Below are 19397 nucleotides of genomic sequence, written 5' to 3' on the forward strand. Positions count from 1 at the left end.
CGCATCGATGCAGCTCCCGGCGCCGCACAACGGCAGCTCCCGGCCGGGATCTCTCTAGGATGCCCGCATGTCCCTCCCGCACGCGATCCTCACCGCCCTGCTCGAAAAGCCGTCGTCGGGTCTTGAGCTGACCCGGCGATTCGACAGGTCGATCGGTTACTTCTGGTCGGCGACGCATCAGCAGATCTACCGCGAACTGGCCAAACTGGAGCAGTCCGGCTTCATCCGCCCGCTGCCGCAGCAGCAGCCCTCGCGCGGGCGGAAGCGGGAGTACGAGGTCCTGCCCGAGGGGCGCACCGAACTGACGGCCTGGGTGGCCAGGCCGGAGGATCCCAGGGCGTCACGCGATCCGCTGCTGCTGCGGCTGCGGGCGGCGGCCGTGGTGGGGACGGACGGCCTCGGATCCGAGCTGGCGCGCCATCTCCGGCTGCACGAGGGGAAGCTGGCCGAGTATCTGGCCATCGAGAAGCGTGACTTCTCGCGGCCCGGCCCGTCCCCGCAGGACCGTCTCCAGCATCTGGTGCTCCGGGCCGGCATCGATCTGGAGAAGTACTGGGTCGGGTGGCTCACGGAGGTGCTTGCGGAGTTGACCGACCGCTGAATCCGGCCCGGACCGGCATGACGAGGCGGTGCCCGGCGCACTCCCCCGACCCCGATTCATGTGATTTTCACGCAGCCCGGCTACGGTGGCGGCTGTGACCCAGATGAGCCCGCCCGGATGGCACAGAGACCCCGGGTATACAGGAATAGGCCCAGTCCAGGAACGCTGGTGGGACGGCGCCCAGTGGACCGACCAGCTGCGTATGCCGCCTGCCGCGGCCCGGCGGCGCCGGTTGCGGATCGGCGCCGCGGTCACGGCCGCCGTGGTGGTCCTGGCGGCGGTCGGGGGCGGCATCTATCTGCTGACGGACGGATCGGGCTCCGGGCACACATCGGATGCGGCGACCGCCCCGTCCAAGGCGCCCTCCGATGCGCCCAGCCGCCCCGGGATACCGGGCGGCGGTGGCGGGAGCGGTCAGAACGGCGGCGGCAGCGGCGGAGACGATGGCCCCGGGTTGCAGGCACCGCCGACCGAGGACGGCTACGCCACCGACGCGGCCAGCGGGATCAGCATCCCCGTACCGAAGGGCTGGACCGGCCAGTCGGGGACCGTCGGGGCCGGCGTGACCATCGGCAAGTACACCTGCCCGAGCGGATCCGGCGCGAACGGCAAGACCGCGCAGTGTGTGCGCGGCGGGGTGTTCTCCGAACCCGCGATCGCCCTGAAGATCAAGACGACCGACCCGGAGGCCGCCGCGAAGAAGGACATCGCGGGCAACGCCAAGGAGTCGTACGGGGAGACCTCTTCGGGGATCACCTCGCACCAGCAGCTGAAGTCCGAGGCCGTCACGGTGGCCGGCCAGCAGGGCTATCTGGTGCGCTGGAAGGTGGTGACGAAGAAGGGTGACGACGGGTACGTCCAGTCGCTGGCCTTCCCGTCGCCGGGGGCCGACGGCATGCTGATCGTCGTACGCTCCGGCTTCGACATCAACTCCAAGGCGCCCGCGCTCTCCGTCATGGACCAGATCACCAAGGGGATCAAGGCGGCCTCCACTTCGGGGACCGGGTCGGGCGAAGGCGCCTGACTCCCTCTGCCCCATCCGCACCCGGAACGCACCGTCGGCGGCGTCAGGCGTCGGCGTCAGGCGTCGGCTTTAAGGCAGTACGAGCCAGTCGGCGGCGACAGCGGCCACCAGGCCCACGCACAGCAGCCAACTCGCGACCCGGGTACGGCCGCTGCGGCTGAGTTCGATGACCACACCGCAGAGGATCAGCGCCATCCCGTAGTCGGCCACGACCAGCAGGGACGACCGGCTGGTGATCCGCTCCGCGAGCACCAGCGCGACCGCGGCCATCATGACGGATGCCACCGCTATCCGTATCCGCCGGGCCTGACGAGGCGTCAAGCCCGGCTTCCCGGGCTCGGTCAGGTCCGTGTCCACCGCTTCGCTCTGGTCAGGAGTGCTCATGAGCGGGAATCGTAACGGAGTGCGTGCGGTCCGCGCCGACGCAGTCAGGACCGGTTCCGGCGGACCGCCCCTGACACCCCCCGAACAGACCGGATCCCTCCGTCACGGCGGCCTCCCGGCGCCGGCCGGGAGATACTGTCCGGGCTGAGTTCAAGGAGGCGCCGGTCTCCACTCCCCCGTACCGAGGTGGGCCGACGCCATGACCCTGCGCTATTTCCGAGAGAACGGCCTGCTCGTTCTGGAGACGGACCGGCTCGTCCTGCGTGAGCAGTCGCCGGCCGCGGCCGCCGTGCTCGCCGAGGGCGGCACGGCCGGACTCGACTGGCTCGACGCGGCTCCGGGCAGCGGGACGCAGATCGCCGCGAAGATGGTGGCGATGGCTGCCGAAGCCGGGGCGTACCTGCCTGGCTGGGGGCTGTTCGTGATCGAGCGCGCCGTCGACGGCACCGCGCTGGGCGGGATCGGATTCCACGGGCCGCCGTCCGAGGGCACGGTGGAGATCGGCTACGACCTCACGGAGTCGGCGCGGGGCGCCGGCTGGGCGACGGACGCGGTGATCGCGCTCACCGGCTGGACGCTGCGACTCCCCGCTGTGCACACGGTGCTGGCCACGACGGACCCGGGCAATCTGCCCTCACAACGGGTCCTCCTCCGGGCCGGGTTCACCCGGCGCGCCGACCTGGACGGGCTGTGGGCGTACGAGCTGACCGACGAACCCGCCTCAGCCCGGCCCGGATCACCGGGGGCCGCCCGATGAGTATCGGCGTACGGCCGTTCCTGCCCTTCGGCCTGCCGGGCCTGTGCCGGGATCCGCGGGGCCGGGCGGCTGCTCAGCGCAGCAGCAGCTGAGCGCCGCCCAGTACGGTCGCACCGATCACCAGCCGCTCGAAGAGCCGCTGGTTGATCCGGTGCACACAGGCCCGTCCGATGAACGCCCCGGGGACGACGAAGACCACCAGCACGGCGTCCAGCAGCAGCGACTTGCCGTCGATCAGGCCCAGCCCCGCGCTGAAGGGCACCTTGACGGTGTTGACGATCAGGAAGAACCACGCCGACGTGCCGAGGAACCCCAGTTTCCGGAAGCCCGCCGAGATCAGATAGAGCGACATGACCGGGCCGCCGGCGTTGGCGACCATCGTGGTGAAGCCGCCGAGCACCCCGTACGAGCGAGCCATGACCCGGCCGCGCCGGGCCGGCCCCACCGCTGTCCCGTCGTCCACCGCCGTCCCGTCGTCCGCCGCCGTCCCGTCATCCACTGCGGTGCTGTCGTCGGTTGCGGCTGTGCGGGCCGGCTCCGTGGAACGTCTGCGCCACAGGGTGACGCCCGCCATCAGCAACAGGATCGCGCCGATCGAGGTGCGGACCACCGCGTCGTCGGCCCAGAACAGGAAGCCCGTGCCGATCACCACCCCCACCGCCACCGCCGGGAACAGCCGCCAGAGCGTCGGCCAGTGGGCGTGTCTGCGGTAGGTGAGGACGGCGAGCATGTCCCCGGCGATCAGTACGGGCAGCAGCACCCCGGTCGATTCCCGGGCCGGCAACACCGCCGCGAAGACCGCGAGGCTGATGGTGTTGGCCCCGCTGACCGCGGTCTTGGAGAAGCCGACCAGCATCGCCGCCGCCGCGAGGGCGGCCATGCCCCCGATGTTTCCTGTGATGTTCAGCGTGTCCATAGAGATGAAGGAGATATGCCCCGCCCCCGGGGCGAACACACCCCCGAGGTACCCGAGCCCCGTTCGACCCACCCCGGACACAGGTCAGGGGCCGTCCGAGAACGGCCCCTGACTGCTTCACCACTGCTCGGGTACCGCTACCTCCGCAGCTCGACCGAGAAGCCGTGGCCCGTGGAGAGCGACGGCGTCCTGATCTCGGTCACCCCGGTGTCCGGGTCCGTGTACCAGCCGGACTTGGCCGCCGCGAACGCCTTCGCGGAGTCCAGCCGGTGGAGCTTGCCGCCCGCCATGGCCACCTGGGACGGTGCGTCCTTGGCGTGCACCGTGAAGGTGTACGAGCGGGAGGCGGGCTTGCCCGTGTAACTGCCCACGCTGGCACCGACCTTGATGGAGGTGCTGCCCTTGCCGTGCGTCGGGGCCTTCACCTGCACGTGCTGGGTGGCCGACGAGCCCTTCGCGAACTTCCGCGTCACGCCGTCGTCCTCGTACAGCGTGTAGTCCGTGGTGCCCTTGGGGTAGATGTCGTAGTCGAGTTCGCTCTTGTTCCGGGTCTCCCAGGACGTCGTGCCCTTGGGCCACATCGGGACGATCGAGCCGCCCTTGACGAAAAGCGGGAGGGTGTCGAGCGGCGCCTTGTAGCCGTTGACCGTGGTCGGGCCGTGGTAGGTCTTGCCCGTCCAGTAGTCGGTCCAGGTGCCCTTCGGCAGGTAGATGCCGTTGCGCACGTCGGTGTCGCTGTAGACGGGCGCGACCAGGAAGTCCGAGCCGGACATGAACTCGTACTTGGCGTCGGCGCCGAGCGTCGCCGGGTCGTCCGGGTACTCCAGCGACAGCGGGCGCACCGACCCGACGCCGGTCTTCGTGGCGTCCTTGGACAGCGTGTACATGTACGGCAGCAGCCGCTCCTTCAGCTGGAGGTACTTCCGGTTGATGGAGGTGTACGGCTCACCGTCCAGCCACGGCTGCTGGTCGTGCGGCTTCTTGGTGGTGATGTCGGTGGCCCAGCCGTCCATCGTCATGATGGCCGGGAGGAACGCCTTCCACTGGAGGTCACGGGCGTACATCTTGGGGTCGTGGCTGTAGATCGAGCCGACGTCACCGGTGTTGTACGCGATGCCGGACAGGGTCGCGCCGGCGTACGTGGGAATCTGCCAGCGCAGGTAGTCCCAGGACAGCTTCTGGTCACCGCTCCAGAGCACTCCGCAGCGCTGGGCACCGGCCCAGGAGACCGGCAGCCAGACGAAGCCGCGGGCGTCGCTGTTGTCCTCGATACCGGCCTTGGCCTGGTCGCAGGCGTCGAGCGCCATGCCGTAGCCGTTGCCGACCCAGGCGACGTCCAGCTTGCGGACGCGTACTCCGGCCTTGGCCTCCTCGGCCTGGTTCGGCAGACCGTCCTGGGTCCAGAGGCCGAGCTGGGTGTGGCTCTTGTTCAGACCGGCGCCGGTCTGCGGCAGGTCCTCGTAGCCGCAGCCGTAGCCGTCGTTGACCAGCATCCAGCCGAGCGGCATCTGGTTCTGGTTGTAGCTGTCCGCGATCTTGAGCGAGTCCAGGGTGTGGCGCTCGCCCCGGTTGGCGTTGTGCAGATAGCAGTCGGCGTCGCCGGGCTCAAGGCCGTACACCGGCGGCATGAACGGCTTGCCGACCAGTGAGGTGTACTCGCCGATGACCTTCTTGGTGTCACCGGTGAAGTAGTAGGCGTCCAGCCGCCGCTCCTGCTGGCCGGTCCTGACCGGTGAGCCGAAGTCGTACACCCCGGCCGTCATGGTGTTGCGGAAGACGCCGTATCCCGCGCTGGAGATGTAGAACGGCTGGGAGTTGTTGTAGCCGCCCTCGTCCCAGTCGGTGTTGTTCCCGACGTTCATGACCTGGTCGCGGTGGGAGAAGCTGCCGTTCTGTTCACCACCGCCGAAGAACTGCTCCTTGGACCCGCGCTTCAGGCTCTGCCGCATTCCGCCGGACGTCCAGCGCAGCGGGTCGGCCTCCGCCCAGATCGCGGTGCGGTTGTCCGCCTTGTACAGGGCGAACGTCAGCGGCTTCTTGTAGACGCGCAGTACGACGCCCTTCGACCGGATCCCGTAGTAGGAGCCGGCGTTGAAGGCGGAGGTGTGCGACTGGACCGTCGGCTGCTTCTGGATCATATGGCTGCCCGCGGGCCCGGAGAGGTCTCCGTCCGGGGATGCCTGGAGCCGCATCGTCTCATCGGTGAAGAAGGAGGCGCGCGCCTTGAGATCACCGGCAGCGATGTCGTAGGTGCCGTGCGAGCCGCTGAAACCGGTCAGATTGCCCGCGTCGGTGGACTCGGGAAGATAGGCCTTGCCGGTGAAGGAGTTGTTGTGGACGTTGTACGGGACGACCACCACGTGGTAGGTGCCCGACGCCTTGGGGATGACCGTCGCCTCGGGGTCGGCGGTCCCGGCACTCGACGCGACCTGCTTGTTGTCCTTGTCGTAGATGTACATGTCGAAGTCGTCGGTGGGGGTCTGCCACTGGATGGAGACCGGGACACCGCCCTCGGGGTTGTCGTCCCACTGGCCCGCCGGCGGGTTCACGGTCAGATCGAACCGGGCGCACTTGGCCTGGTCCGGGTCGTCGGCCGCCGTCCCGCACTTGTCGGGCCCGTCCACGGTGCCCTTGGCGTAGACGGGGCTCTGCCAGGTGACGCTCTTCGTCCCGCTGTCGAGGACCCCCGACGGGGTCGCGGCCGCGTGTGCCTGCGACGCCGGGACGGTCAGGGTGGTGAGGGCGAGTACCAGCGCCGACACCGCGGCGGCCGCGCCCTGCCGGGGGCGGCTTCTGAGGATTCGCAAGGAGTGTTCTCCGTTCGTACCGAACAGTAAAATGTGCAATGCCTGCGCAGACATGCTTGGAACACTGGAATTTCGAGCATCACAATTCACCTTGCGGTCAGTACATGTCAACGTTTCGGCGCGATCCGCACCGCTCGTCCGGAGCGGTCCCGGACCGGGTACCGCCCTCGTCAGCGATGCCACGGAGCCCGGGCTGCCTTCCTCAAATAACCCCTTATTCAACAGAGTTGGAGAAACTCAGGTCATCGGCAGCACTTTTTGCACAACTCTTGACGTGGCACACCCGCGGAGGAACGATCCAACCCATCAGAGAGCGCTCCCACACTCTTTCGCTCTTCACTTCTTGAAGGCTCACTGTCGAGCCACCAACCGCGGGAGATTTCCCCATGCTTGTTCCCCCCACAGCACGCAGAAGAGGGATGTCGGCGGTGGCAGCGGCCGCGCTCGCCGCCGCTCTGCTCGTCGTCGCCCCATCCGCGTCACACGCCGCCGATCTGCCCGGCGGCGGTGACCTCGGTCCGAACGTGCATGTCTTCGACCCCTCCACCCCCGACATCCAGGGCCAGTTGGACTCGGTGTTCAAACAGCAGGAGTCGGCGCAGTTCGGCACCGGCAGAGACGCCTTCTTCTTCAAGCCGGGTACGTACAGCAACATCAACGCCCAGCTCGGCTTCTACACCTCGATCGCCGGTCTCGGCCTGTCCCCCGACGACACGAACATCAACGGCGATGTCACCGTGGACGCCGGCTGGTTCAACGGGAACGCCACGCAGAACTTCTGGCGCTCGGCGGAGAACCTCGCCCTCACCCCGGCGAACGGCACCGACCGCTGGGCGGTGGCACAGGCCGCGCCGTTCCGCCGGATGCACGTCAAGGGCGGACTCAATCTGGCCCCCGACGGCTACGGCTGGGCCAGCGGCGGCTATATCGCCGACAGCAAGATCGACGGGACGGTGAGCCCCTACTCCCAGCAGCAGTGGTACACCCGGGACAGCTCGGTCGGCGGCTGGGCCAACGGCGTCTGGAACATGGTGTTCTCAGGCGTCAAGGGCGCCCCCGCGCAGGGCTTCCCCGACCCCACGTACACCACTCTGGACACGACCCCCGTCTCCCGGGAGAAGCCGTTCCTGTATCTGGACGGCAACGACTACAAGGTGTTCACACCGGCGATGCGCACCAACGCCAGTGGCACCACCTGGGAGAACGGCACGCCCAAGGGCGACTCGATCCCGCTGGACCAGTTCTACGTGGTCAAGCCGGGCGCGACCGCGGCGACCATCAACCAGGCGCTCGACCAGGGCCTCAACCTCCTCTTCACGCCGGGGATTTACCACGTCGACCAGACCATCGACGTGAAGCGGGCCAACACGGTGGTGCTGGGCCTCGGGTACGCGACGATCGTCCCCGACAACGGGGTGACGGCGATGAAGGTCGCCGACGTGGACGGCGTCAAGCTGGCCGGTCTGCTCATCGACGCGGGTACCACCAACTCGGACACGCTGCTCCAGGTCGGCCCGGAAGGCTCGTCGGCCGACCACTCCGCCAACCCGACCACCGTGCAGGACGTCTTCGTCCGGATCGGCGGCGCGGGACCGGGCAAGGCCACCACCAGCATGGAGATCAACAGCAACAACACCATCGTCGACCACACCTGGCTCTGGCGGGCCGACCACGGTGACGGCGTCGGCTGGGAGACCAACAGAGCCGACTACGGGCTCACGGTCAACGGCGACAATGTGCTGGCCACAGGGCTTTTCGTCGAGCACTTCAACAAGTACGACGTCCAGTGGAACGGCGAGAACGGCAAGACGATCTTCTTCCAGAACGAGAAGGCGTACGACGCCCCGAACCAGGCCGCCGTCCAGGACGGCGCCACCAAGGGGTACGCCGCCTACAAGGTCGCCGACTCGGTGAACACCCATGAGGGCTGGGGACTCGGCAGCTACTGCAACTTCACCGCGGATCCCACCATCCAGCAGGACCACGGCTTCGCCGCCCCCGACAAGGCGGGCGTGAAGTTCCACGATCTGCTGGTCGTGTCACTCGGCGGGAAGGGCCAGTACAACCACGTCATCAACAACACCGGGTCCGCGACGTCGGGGACATCGACCGTGCCGTCCACCGTCGTCTCGTACCCCTGAGCGCCGGAGCTCAGGGCGTGTCCGGGCGGCCGCTGCTCTCCGCGTAGTACTGGAGGTCCTGGACCTGGACCTGGCTCCGCACCGGGTGGCGCGAGGTCACCTCCGCCACGGTGCGGCCGTCCCGGCGCACCGTGGCCGCGCTCCACCCGGTGTGCAGCGGCACCAGGGTGGGCCGCACTCCGGCCGGCACCGGGTGGCTCTGCCGCTCGGTGCCGACCACGGTGTCCAGGACGGCGGGCGCGGTCAGGAAGGTCAGCGCCTCCACCGTGTCACGGGGCGCCGCCGTCCCGGCGCGCGGGCTCATCAGCTTCTGCTGCGCCCCGGGCACCGGCCGGGTCCCGGCGAACTGGACCCGTGAGGTCAGATAGACCGTGTCGCGTACGATCCTGGGCCACTGCCCGGTCTTGAAGCGGGTGAGGTAGTACGAGGACAGGTCGAGATAGATGTATCCGTTGTGCAGCGACGGTGCGAACTGGCTGCCCTCGGAGTAGTCGTTCCAGGTGGTGAGCTGGACCCAGTCGGCGCCGTCGTCGATCGCGTGACCCCAGCCGGCCCGCAGCGTAGCGGTGTTGCCCGCCTCGTCGTACACGCCCTGGTTGGGCCTGGCGTCCTGGACCGAGACCGGCTGCATCCAGGTCTTGCCCAGCCGGTGGGCCAGAGCGACGTCGGAGGCGGCGCCCGCCTGGGCGGTGTAGCTGCGGTTTCCCCACTCCGAGAAGCCGTAGCTGATCGGGGCGAACCGCTCGGCGTTCGCGGTGAAGTCGAGGAACAGCGGGACCAGGGCCGTCCGGATGCCGTGCTGGGTCCGGAGCCGCGTGGTCAGCTGCGACCACCAGCCGGGACTGTGCGCCTCCGCCTTGAAGGGCGAGATCACCAGGCGTCCGTCGCCGAGCCGGTGGGCGGCCGGTGAGGCGGCGAGACCCGCCAGGGCGTCCGCCAGCGTCGTCGGGTCGGTGTGCAGCGACGTCATGTCCGGCATCAGCATGATGCGGAAGCCCGGCGCGGCCGAAGCGGCAGCCTTGAGCAGGAGGTTGACCCGCTCCCAGTTCGGTCCGGTCAGCGAGAGGATGTCGACACTGAACCCGTCGATGCCCGCGGCCCTGGCGGTGCGGACCTCCTGCTGGAGGTTGGCGAGCTGCCAGTCGCCGCCCCGGGGCGCCACGGGCAGTGGCCGGTCCCGCAACAGGCCGCCGTACGGGGCGTGTTTGCCGTTCTCGCCCTGCGCCGTCAGGTAGTTGCGGCTGTAGTAGTCCTGCCCGGCCGGCTTGTTGTCCAGGGACAGCGGATACGGCGTGAAGTAGTGGGCGAACACCAGGTGGTGGCCGGTTCGCAGTGTCGCGGGTGAGGGCAGGTCGAAGGGGAGCTCCTTGCCGGTGACGTGCTGCGGCCTGGGAGTGAGGTCCCCGGCACGCGCCGCCGGGCCCTGCGCGGACGGTGCGGCGGCGGGTGCTCCCCCGGCGGGCTTCCCGTCCGCCCCGAAGGGCGACCAGGCCATTCCGTTGCCGGCCAGCAGGCAGATCAGCAGCAGCCCGAGCACCAGACCGGCGCCCGGCAGCAGGATGCGCCGCCCGGTGGTTCTGCGGCGGTGGGGCGCCAAGGTTCGTTCCGGCGCTTCGGCCATCGTCGTTCCTTCCCGGAAGGCCGCCCGTAGTACGGGGGTTGGGCAGTAGTAGAGCGGAAATGCGGCTCCGGGACAACTGGGAGTCCGTCCCGAACGAGCCAGTACGTGACCATTCGGCCAGAATTACACGAGCCCAACACCCCTTCGCCACATGGCCTCCCGATACACGCCGGGGCCAATCGGTCGCAACGTTTACGTAAACGGCATTGTGCGACCTGAAGTTTGTCGTACTGTTCCCTGTTGCGACTCCAGTTCGTCGATCGGGGAATCGACGAACAGGACGAACCAGTCAACACGTGCCGGGGGGGTACATGTGGCATGTCCGAACGCCTGAGACCAGTGCGTCCGACATCAGCACTTCATCAGGCGCGATCCCGCATGGGATGCGCCTGAAAGCACCGTGGTACCTGCCGACGGCGCTGCTCGCCGACGTCGCGGCGACAGCGCTGCCGGTCGCTCTCGTGTTCCGCGCCCAGGGCCAGCCGTACGCGCTCCGGTCGGCGGCCGTGACGGCGCTCGCCTGGCTCGGGGTGCAGGCGCTCCGGCACCGCTACACCAAGCGCGCCCTGGGCGAGTCCAGGGGTGCGCTGCCGGTCCTGCACGACTGGCTGATCCTGCTGGGTGTGCTGGCCGTGGTCCGCAGCGCGGCCGAACTGCACCACCCGCCGCTGCTCTGCCTGTTGGTCCTCCTGCCGGCCCTGCTGGCCACGCTCGTCTGCCGCCGGGCGACCTACCGGCATCTGGCGGCGGCCCGCCGCAAGGCCCAGGTCGTCACCCGGGTGCTGGTCGTCGGCGAACCGGCGGCCGCCGACGAGGTCGCCGGACATCTGGCGGGCCGCACCGACCACCCGTACGTCGTGGTCGGCATCGTGGCGGTCGGTGTGGGCGCGGTGGACAGCGGCTCGCGGCTGGCGGGCCGGCTGGCCCGGCAGGCCCCTGCGGCCACCGCCGACGACACCGTGCCGCTGCTGAGCGCCGCACGCGAGCTGGCCGCCGATGTCGTCCTGGTCGCACCCGGTGCGGGCATGTCGGGCGAGCGGCTGCGGCGGCTGTCCTGGGCGCTGCACGACGCCGGGGTCGAACTGGCCCTGGCCCCGGGCCTGGTGGAGATCTCCGTCAAGCGGATGGAGCCCGCATCGGCCGCCGGAATGGCTCTGCTGCGCATCGTGCCGCCGGTACGGCGCGGCGCCCAGCCGGTGCTGAAGTCCGTCACGGACCGGGCGGGCGCGGGTCTGGGGCTGCTGCTGCTGTCACCGCTGTTCCTGGTGATAGCCCTTGCGGTCGGGCTGAGTTCGGCCGGCCCGGTCTTCTACCGGCAGCAGCGGATCGGCCAGGGCGGCACGCCGTTCGTCATGTGGAAGTTCCGCACGATGCGGCTGGACGCGGACGCCCGCAAGGCCGAGCTGGCGGCGGCGAACGAGACCGACGGGCCGATGTTCAAGATGCGGCGCGACCCGCGGGTCACCCGGACCGGACGGCTGCTGCGCAGAACGTCCCTCGACGAACTGCCCCAGCTGATCAATGTGTTGCTCGGTGTCATGTCCCTGGTCGGCCCGCGCCCGCCGCTGCCCGAGGAGGTCGCGCTCTACAACGAGACGGAGGCCAGGCGGCTGGCCGTAAGGCCCGGGATGACCGGGCTCTGGCAGGTCAGCGGCCGGTCCGACCTCTCCTGGGACGAGGCCATCCAGCTCGATCTCCAGTACGTCGACAACTGGTCGTTCACCAGCGATGTCGATGTGATGGCCCGTACGCTCCGCGCCGTTGTCGACGGCCGCGGTGCGTACTGACCGGCCGCTGTCCGTGCCGCCCATGCGGGCAGGGACCCGGGCCCAGCGACCGTCAGCCGCGCTGCCAGGCGGCGTAGGTGGCGGCGATCCCGTCGCGCAGCGCGACGCCCGGCTTCCAGCCGAGCGAACTCAGCCGGGTGATGTCGAGCAGCTTGCGCGGGGTGCCGTCCGGCTTGGAGGTGTCCCAGCCGATCCGCCCCTCGAAGCCGGTCACTTCGGCCACGGTGGCGGCGAGTTCACGGATCGTCAGGTCGGCGCCGCAGCCGACGTTGACGGGTGCGTCGCCGTCGTACGAGCGGAGCAGCAGGGCGCAGGCGGAGGCCAGGTCGTCGACATGGAGGAACTCCCGGCGCGGGGTGCCGGAGCCCCAGAGCACCACCTCGTCGCGGCCTGCCGTGCGGGCCTCGTGGAAGCGGCGGATCAGCGCCGGCAGGACGTGCGAGGTCTCCAGGTCGAAGTTGTCGCCGGGCCCGTAGAGGTTGGTCGGCATGGCGGAGATGTAGGCCGCCCCGTACTGCTGCCGGTACGACTGGATCTGCACGATTCCGGCGATCTTGGCCAGCGCGTACGCCTGGTTGGTGGGCTCCAGCGCCCCGGTCAGCAGGCAGTCCTCGCTGATCGGCTGCGGGGCGAGCTTCGGGTAGATGCAGGACGAGCCCAGGAAGAGCAGCCTGCCGACGCCCGCCGCGTGCGCCCCGGCGATCACGCTCAACTGGATCTGCAGGTTCTCCTCGATGAACTGGACCGGGTAGGTGCTGTTCGCCATGATGCCGCCGACCTTGGCCGCGGCCAGGACGACCGCGTCGGGACGAGTGTCACCGAGGTAGCGCGCGGTGCTCACGGCGTCGCGCAGATCCAGTTCGGTACGGGTGCGGGTGAGGACCTGGTATCCGTCGGCGGTGAGCCTGCGGGCCACCGCCGATCCGACGAGGCCGCGGTGGCCGGCGACGAATATACGGGCGCCCGGCGGCAGGAACAGCGATTCAGTCATGAGCCGGATCATGCCAGGACGAAGCCCGTCACCGGGGCCGAGATGCTGACTTATTTCCCGAACCACAACATAACCGCGGGGTCCGGGCGGGTCCCGGACCGGTCCGCCAGAGAGGGACATCCCATATGAGCAAGTCCGCACTGATCACCGGAGTCACCGGTCAGGACGGTTCCTATCTGGCCGAGCTGCTGCTCTCCAAGGGCTACACGGTCCACGGGCTGCTCCGGCGTTCGTCGAGCTTCAACACGGAGCGGGTCGACCACATCTACCAGGATCCGCAGCAGCCCGACCGGTCCTTCGTGCTGCACCACGCGGACCTCGCCGACGGGGTGGCGCTGGTGAACCTGCTGCGTGAGCTGAGACCGGACGAGGTCTACAACCTCGGGGCCCAGTCCCACGTCAGGGTCTCCTTCGACGCCCCCCTGTACACGGGCGATGTGACGGGTCTCGGGGCGCTGCGGCTTCTGGAGGCCATCCGGGCGAGCGGCATCGAGACCCGCTACTACCAGGCGTCGTCCTCCGAGATGTTCGGCGCCACCCCGCCCCCGCAGCACGAGGGCACGCCGTTCCATCCGCGCAGCCCGTACGGCGCGGCCAAGGTCTTCGGGTACTGGACCACGGTCAACTACCGTGAGGCGTACGGCATGTACGCGGTGAACGGCATCCTCTTCAACCACGAGTCGCCGCGCCGGGGCGAGACCTTCGTGACCCGGAAGGTGACCCGCGCGGTGGCGCGCATCAAGGCGGGACTCCAGGACCGGCTCTACCTGGGCAATCTGGACGCCGTACGCGACTGGGGGTACGCCCCGGAGTACGTGGACGCGATGTGGCGGATGCTCCAGCACGACGAGCCGACCGACTTCGTGGTGGCGACCGGAGTGGCGGCGACGGTACGGGAGTTCGTGGAGACGGCCTTCGCGCACGCGGGCCTGGACTGGGACAGGTACGTCCGCTACGACCCGAAGTACGAGCGCCCCAGTGAGGTGGACGCGCTGATCGGCGACCCGGCCAAGGCGAACGAACTGCTCGGCTGGAAGCCGGAGGTGCTCGTGGAGGAGCTGGCCCGGATCATGGTGGACGCCGATGTGCGTCAGGTGGCGGACCAACTGGCCGGTGCGAACGTCCGCATCGACCGCTGACGTGAACGACTTCATGCCTGGGGGGTATGTACATGCGTAGATCCAGATCCAGATCCAGATCGAGATCCAGAGGGCTTTCGGCCGCCCTCGTCCTCACTGTCACAGCGGGTCTGGGGGTGACAGCCGCGGCACCGGCCACGGCGGTCACCCCTCCGGTGGCGTTCACCGCGGACAACCTGCCGACCTGGCAGACCAACGGAATCGTCTGGGCGCTGGCCGAGGCGCAGGGGACCGTCTTCGTCGGCGGTACGTTCTCGCAGGTCCGGCCGCCGGACGGGGCGAGCGGGACGCCGCAGGACGCCGTCAACTTCGTGGCGATGAACGCCGCGACCGGGGCGCCCACGTCCTGCAAGCTGTCGTTCACCGTGGGCAGCGGCACCGCGACCGTCCGGGCGCTCGCGGTCTCGCCCGACAAGAAGACCCTGTACGCGGGCGGCTACTTCGGCGCCGTCAACGGTGTACAGGCCAGCAGCCTCGCGGCGATCGACATCGCCACCTGCGCCCCCGAGCCGGACTTCCACCCGAGTTTCCCGGCGACCGTGCGGGCGCTCGCGGTTACCGGCGACACGGTGTACGCGGGCGGCGACTTCGGGACCGTCGCGGGCGAGACCCGCAAGCGGTTCGCCGCGGTGGACAGCGGCACCGGGGCGCTGCGGCCGTTCCGGGCGGACGCCGACCTGCCGGGCCGCGCGATCGCGGTCACGCCCGACGGGCACGATGTCCTGCTCGGCGGTGACTTCTTCACCGTCAACGGCGCCGACTCGCACGCGCTGGCCGTGGTCGACGCCACATCGGGCGACAACGTGAAGACGTATCCGGGCTTCATCGAGACCAACTCGGTCGTCAAGACCATCGGGACCGACGCGACCGGTTTCTACACCGGCAACGAGGGGACGGGCGGCGGCGTCTTCGACGGGCGGATCGCGCTGAACCTCAGCGATCTCGGCCAGCGCTGGCGCGACACCTGCCTGGGCGCCACCCAGGCCGTGCTGTCGTACGAGAACGTCCTCTACAGCGCGTCGCACGCCCACGACTGCTCCAGTGTCGGTGAGTTCCCGGACGGCCCGCGCAACCATCTGCTGGCCCAGCCGACCACCTCGGTCGGCAAGCTCGGCTGGTTCCCGAACACCAACGACGGTCTGGGCGAGGGCATCGGCCCGCGCGCACTGGCCGTATCGGACACCGGGTCGAACAAGTACCTCTGGGTCGGCGGCGAGTTCACCACGGTCAACGCCGCGCCCGCCCAGGGGCTCACCCGGTTCGCGGCGAGCCCCGACACCGGGGTGCCGGGCGTGCCGCAGGCCAGTGCGTCCAGCATCAAGCCCGGTGAGGTGCAGGTGCGCTGGCGCTCCAGCACCGATCTGGACGACAGCAAGCTGACGTACAAGGTGTACCGCAACGGCTCGTCGACCCCGGTGTACACGGCGGACGGCGAATCGCTGCCGTGGTCGCGGCCCCAGATGTCGTTCAGGGACACCGGCGTGACCGCCGGCCAGACCTACACCTACCGGGTCACGGCGACGGACGCGGCGGGCAACGCCAGCGGTCTTTCGCCCACCGCGACGGTCACCGTCCCCTCGTCGGCGGAGGCGTACCCGACGGCCGTCCTCAAGGACGGCGCCACCCAGTACTGGCGCTACGACGAGGGCAGCTCGCCCTTCACCGGCGACTCGTCCCCGTCCGACAGCAGCGGAATCCAGCTCAACGGGCCGTCGCTCCGGCAGACTCCCGCCGCGGTCAACGGCCCCAGTACGGCGATAAGTTTCGACGGCACCGACCAGGTCGTGTACAGCGACCGCAGGACGACCGTGGACGGTGACTACTCCATCGAGACCTGGTTCAGGACGACCACCGACCGCGGCGGCAAACTCGTCGGGTTCGGCAACAACACCACCAAGACCAGCAGCAACTACGACAAGAACATCTACCTCACCGACGACGGACATCTGGTCTTCGGTGTGTACACCGGCGGGGCGCAGACCGTCACGGCGCCGGGCACCTACAACAACGGTGCCTGGCACCATGTGGTCGCCACCCAGGGCGCGTCCGGTATGGCGCTCTATGTCGACGGTGCGCTGAAGGCGTCGTCGAAGGTGACGGGCAACCAGGCGTACTCCGGCTACTGGCGGGTCGGCGGTGACCAGCTCAACGGCTGGCCGCAGCAGCCCACGAGCAACTTCTTCGCGGGCCAGATCGACGAGACGGCCATCTACCCCTCGGTGCTCACCGCGCAGCAGGTGGCCGACCACCACAAGCTGGCGAGCGCCCCGGCGGACACCGTCTCCACCGTCCGGGCCACCGAGGACAGTTACGTCAACGCGGGTGCGCCGGGCACGAACTACGGCACGTCGAGCTCGCTCGCCGTGCGCGGCACATCGGCGTACGCGTCGTATCTGCGTTTCACCCTGCCGTCCGCCCCGGCGGGCACGGTGCTGAAGAGCGCCAGGCTGTCGGTGAAGACCTCGACCCAGACCGGCGCGGGCTCGGCGGACAGCCAGTCCGTCGTCCCGGTCACCGGGGACTGGACGGAGTCCGCTCTGACGTACAGCAACCGGCCCGCACCGGATCCTGGCACACTCGGCACGCTGAGCGGTGCGACGGACGGCTCCACCGTCTACTCGGCCCCGCTCGACACGACCGCGCTCACCCCGGCACTGGGCAGCCCCTACAGCCTGGCACTGACGAGCACGGGCACGGATCCGCTCTGGCTGTGGTCCCGCGAGGCCACCGCGGCCGAGGGCACCCCGCAGCTCGTGCTGACCTTCGGCGCACCGTGATCCGCAGGTGACGCCACCTCACTGACAGCGTGCGGGGCCCGGTCAGCCGGGCCCCGCACCGCCCGTACCACAGGAGCACTCTCATGCGTCCACTCCACCGGCGTGCGGCGGCCGCCGCGGCCGCGCTGGCCGCCCTCGTCTCCGTCTCCGCCTGCGGTTCGTCCGGTTCCCCGCACGACGGCGGGAAGAGCGGGGCCGGCGCCCGGCACAGCCCGGCCCCGGCGGCGAGCATCCCGGACCAGCAGACCGCGACCGGTCCCGCACCGTCCCCCTCGGCGAAGGAGCCGATGCTGCCGGACTCCCGGCTCACCCCCGTCACCGGCTCGTTCAGCAAGAAGGACAAGAAGTATCTGAGCGGGCGGGTGCCGCAGGACATGGACCCCTCCGCCGTGCTGCAGACGGGTCAGGAGAGCTGCCAGCGGGTGGCCAGGACCGCCGCACACGACAAGAACGCGGCGGTGGGGGCGGTCATCGCGGGTGACATCCCCGACGCGAAGGCCGCCATCACGCTGCTCTGTCCGGACCAGAAGCCGGTGCTCAAGGCCGCGGACGCGGGCTTCCCCGACGGCACCCGGAAGAACCCGCGGGCGGGCACCTACCGCGCTCTGACGTCCGCTGCCGACTGCACCTGGCGGGTGTCGGGAAGCGGCGGCAAGGTGCTCGCATCCGGGCCGGGCACGGGCGCCAAGGGGACCGTCGAGGCCCGGATCCCTGCGGGCGCGGCCGAGTTCACGTCTTCCGGCTGCTACGCCTGGGTGCCCGCGTAACACCGCTCGCGCACCCCTCGTACACCGCGATGAGGGTGTCGAGCACGGCGTCCATCGAGAACGCCTGCGCCGCCAGCTTCCGGGCCGCGGCGGAGGCCGCCTCGTTGGCGCCGGGGTCCAGCAGCTCCAGCACCCCGGCGGCCAGCTCCGCGGCGCCGCCGACCACGCGGCCGGCCCCGGCGCCCGCGATGTCCCGGGCGAGCCCGTTCGAGTGCGTGACCACCGCGGGCGTCCCGGCCGCGAGGGCTTCCAGGACCGACATCGGGAACGGCTCGTCCACCGACGGCAGCACATAGACGTGGGCGTGCTGTAGCTCGGCGAGCATCTCACCGGCCGAGAGCGAACCGGGGCAGTGCACGCGCTCGCCGAGCCCGAGGCTGCTGATGAGCGCCTGTACGGAGGCGAGTTCGCCCTCGTCGGGCCCGGCCACGACGAACTCGGCGTCGGGGTGGTGGCGCAGGATCTCCGGGACCGCGGCCACGAAGTCCTGCGGCCGCTTCCTGGCCTGGAGCCTGGCCGCGTACAGCACGCGCGGGGGTCCGGACGGGGTGGGCCCGGCCTCCTGGGCCGGCACCCCGTTCACCAGGCGCACCAGGTGGAGGGGGAGCCCGGGGCCGGTCGGGGCGACGGCTTCGAGGCCCCGGCGCTCGTGCTCGGTCAGATACAGCACGGCCGATGCGCGGCGGAGCACCCTGCGGACGGCCAGCGCGTCGAGCACCTTCGCGAGGAGCCGGTCGCTCGGGTCGACCATGCCGTGGGTCTGGAGCACGAGCGGCTTGCCCGCGCGCAGGGCCGCCAGGGCGACCGGCAGGGTCACCAGGTCGCGTGCGAGGTGCACATGGACGAGGTCGGCGTCGCGGACCAGGCGCCCGGCGGCCGCGACCAGGGCGGGCGACGTGATGCCGCTGAAGCCGAGCGGCAGCATTCTGCGGGCCTGGAAGAGCCGGGCGGGCACGCCCTCCACCTCGGTGGGCAGCCGCCCGCCGAAGCCGTCGCCGAGAGCGACGAGCCGCGCCTCGTGACCGCGCTCCCGCAGTCCGCGGGAGAGGTTGAGCGCGACCCGGACGGGACCGCCGAAGGCGTGCGTCGGGCTGTGCAGGGTGACGGTGTGCAGGACTCTCATACGGGCTCCCGCACCGGGCGCCGGCCATCCGCCGTGTGCAGCGTGAGGTCCGGGAGGTCCCGGTGGACGACCGTGCCCGCCGCGACGACGGCCTGCGCGCCGATGGTGACGCCCGCGAGCACCGTGGCGCGGGCGGCGACCCAGGCGCCGTCCTTCACCACGATCGGGGCGTTGCGGTAGCGGAAGTCGGCGGCACGGTGGTCATGGCTGCCGGTGCAGAGCAGCGCCTCCTGGGAGACACAGACATGCGCCCCCAGGGTGACCGGCTCCAGATTGAGCAGCCAGGCACCCTCACCGATCCAGGTGTGGTCCCCCACGGTCAGCTTCCACGGCCACAGGACCCGTACCCGGTGCCGTATCAGCACCCCTTCACCGACCGTCGCGCCGAAGGCCCGCAGCAGCGCGACCCGCAGCCGGGCCGGGCAGAACCACGCCATGAAGACGGTGTTCATCACGGCGAACCACAGCGCCTGCGTCAGCCGCCCCCGGCCCTTGTCGTATCCGGCCAGCGTGAACGCCGGTAGATTCCGCATCACTTCACCCCCACTGGCGCCTCCCCAGA

15 protein-coding genes are annotated in these 19397 nt (G+C 70.0%); 8 read left to right on the top strand and 7 right to left on the bottom strand.

What is annotated here, in order from left to right; translation table 11 throughout:
• Positions 1–67: 67 nt before the first annotated feature.
• Positions 68–601 carry a PadR family transcriptional regulator gene (locus tag OG385_RS01125; RefSeq protein WP_266850981.1) on the top strand — a complete coding sequence of 178 codons (534 nt, stop codon included), beginning with the start codon at positions 68–70 and terminating at the stop codon, positions 599–601.
• Positions 602–704: 103 nt separating this feature from the next.
• Positions 705–1625: a DUF2510 domain-containing protein gene (locus OG385_RS01130; protein ID WP_266860539.1), complete on the top strand. Its 921-nt coding sequence runs from the start codon at positions 705–707 to the stop codon at positions 1623–1625.
• 69 nt (positions 1626–1694) lie between these two features.
• Here OG385_RS01130 and OG385_RS01135 read toward each other — a convergent pair whose 3' ends face one another.
• A complete protein-coding gene (locus OG385_RS01135; protein WP_266850983.1) occupies positions 1695–2009 on the bottom strand; it encodes a hypothetical protein in 315 nt (104 codons plus the stop codon).
• 199 nt (positions 2010–2208) lie between these two features.
• Between OG385_RS01135 and OG385_RS01140 the strand changes: the two genes are divergently transcribed.
• A complete protein-coding gene (locus tag OG385_RS01140; RefSeq protein ID WP_266850985.1) occupies positions 2209–2766 on the top strand; it encodes a GNAT family N-acetyltransferase in 558 nt (185 codons plus the stop codon).
• 73 nt (positions 2767–2839) lie between these two features.
• On the opposite strand, the gene OG385_RS01145 is transcribed toward OG385_RS01140, so the two are convergent.
• Together OG385_RS01145 and OG385_RS01150 are read right to left on the bottom strand one after the other, a co-directional pair.
• Positions 2840–3682 (bottom strand): sulfite exporter TauE/SafE family protein, encoded by an 843-nt coding sequence (locus OG385_RS01145; RefSeq protein WP_266850987.1) that lies wholly within the window; start codon positions 3680–3682, stop codon positions 2840–2842.
• Positions 3683–3819: 137 nt separating this feature from the next.
• The gene (locus tag OG385_RS01150; protein WP_266850988.1) at positions 3820–6489 is read right to left on the bottom strand and encodes a TIM-barrel domain-containing protein; all 2670 of its coding nucleotides are present in this window, start codon (positions 6487–6489) and stop codon (positions 3820–3822) included.
• A 419-nt stretch (positions 6490–6908) separates the two neighbouring features.
• Between OG385_RS01150 and OG385_RS01155 the strand changes: the two genes are divergently transcribed.
• Positions 6909–8630: a coagulation factor 5/8 type domain-containing protein gene (locus OG385_RS01155; RefSeq protein WP_266860541.1), complete on the top strand. Its 1722-nt coding sequence runs from the start codon at positions 6909–6911 to the stop codon at positions 8628–8630.
• 10 nt (positions 8631–8640) lie between these two features.
• Here OG385_RS01155 and OG385_RS01160 read toward each other — a convergent pair whose 3' ends face one another.
• A complete protein-coding gene (locus tag OG385_RS01160; protein WP_266850990.1) occupies positions 8641–10251 on the bottom strand; it encodes a glycoside hydrolase family 71 protein in 1611 nt (536 codons plus the stop codon).
• 383 nt (positions 10252–10634) lie between these two features.
• On the opposite strand from OG385_RS01160, the gene OG385_RS01165 reads away from it, so the two are divergent.
• Positions 10635–12038 carry a sugar transferase gene (locus tag OG385_RS01165; protein WP_266850992.1) on the top strand — a complete coding sequence of 468 codons (1404 nt, stop codon included), beginning with the start codon at positions 10635–10637 and terminating at the stop codon, positions 12036–12038.
• 52 nt (positions 12039–12090) lie between these two features.
• Here OG385_RS01165 and OG385_RS01170 read toward each other — a convergent pair whose 3' ends face one another.
• Positions 12091–13029 (bottom strand): GDP-L-fucose synthase, encoded by a 939-nt coding sequence (locus OG385_RS01170; RefSeq protein ID WP_266850994.1) that lies wholly within the window; start codon positions 13027–13029, stop codon positions 12091–12093.
• Positions 13030–13154: 125 nt separating this feature from the next.
• Between OG385_RS01170 and gmd the strand changes: the two genes are divergently transcribed.
• The 3 genes from gmd (at position 13155) to OG385_RS01185 (ending at position 17712) form a co-directional block, all read left to right on the top strand.
• The gene (gene gmd / locus OG385_RS01175; protein ID WP_266850995.1) at positions 13155–14168 is read left to right on the top strand and encodes a GDP-mannose 4,6-dehydratase; all 1014 of its coding nucleotides are present in this window, start codon (positions 13155–13157) and stop codon (positions 14166–14168) included.
• 32 nt (positions 14169–14200) lie between these two features.
• The gene (locus tag OG385_RS01180; protein ID WP_266850997.1) at positions 14201–16945 is read left to right on the top strand and encodes a LamG-like jellyroll fold domain-containing protein; all 2745 of its coding nucleotides are present in this window, start codon (positions 14201–14203) and stop codon (positions 16943–16945) included.
• An 83-nt stretch (positions 16946–17028) separates the two neighbouring features.
• Complete coding sequence (locus OG385_RS01185) at positions 17029–17712, top strand: hypothetical protein (protein WP_266850999.1); 684 nt, start codon at positions 17029–17031, stop codon at positions 17710–17712.
• On the opposite strand, the gene OG385_RS01190 is transcribed toward OG385_RS01185, so the two are convergent.
• Complete coding sequence (locus OG385_RS01190; RefSeq protein ID WP_266851001.1) at positions 17675–18835, bottom strand: glycosyltransferase; 1161 nt, start codon at positions 18833–18835, stop codon at positions 17675–17677. The two genes, OG385_RS01185 and OG385_RS01190, sit on opposite strands and share 38 nt — an antisense overlap.
• The gene (locus tag OG385_RS01195) at positions 18832–19368 is read right to left on the bottom strand and encodes a WcaF family extracellular polysaccharide biosynthesis acetyltransferase (protein WP_266851003.1); all 537 of its coding nucleotides are present in this window, start codon (positions 19366–19368) and stop codon (positions 18832–18834) included. Before OG385_RS01195 ends, OG385_RS01190 begins: the two co-directional genes overlap by 4 nt.
• Positions 19369–19397: the final 29 nt, after the last annotated feature.

Source organism: Streptomyces sp. NBC_01306 (assembly GCF_026340465.1).
Classification (GTDB): Bacteria; Actinomycetota; Actinomycetes; order Streptomycetales; family Streptomycetaceae; genus Streptomyces.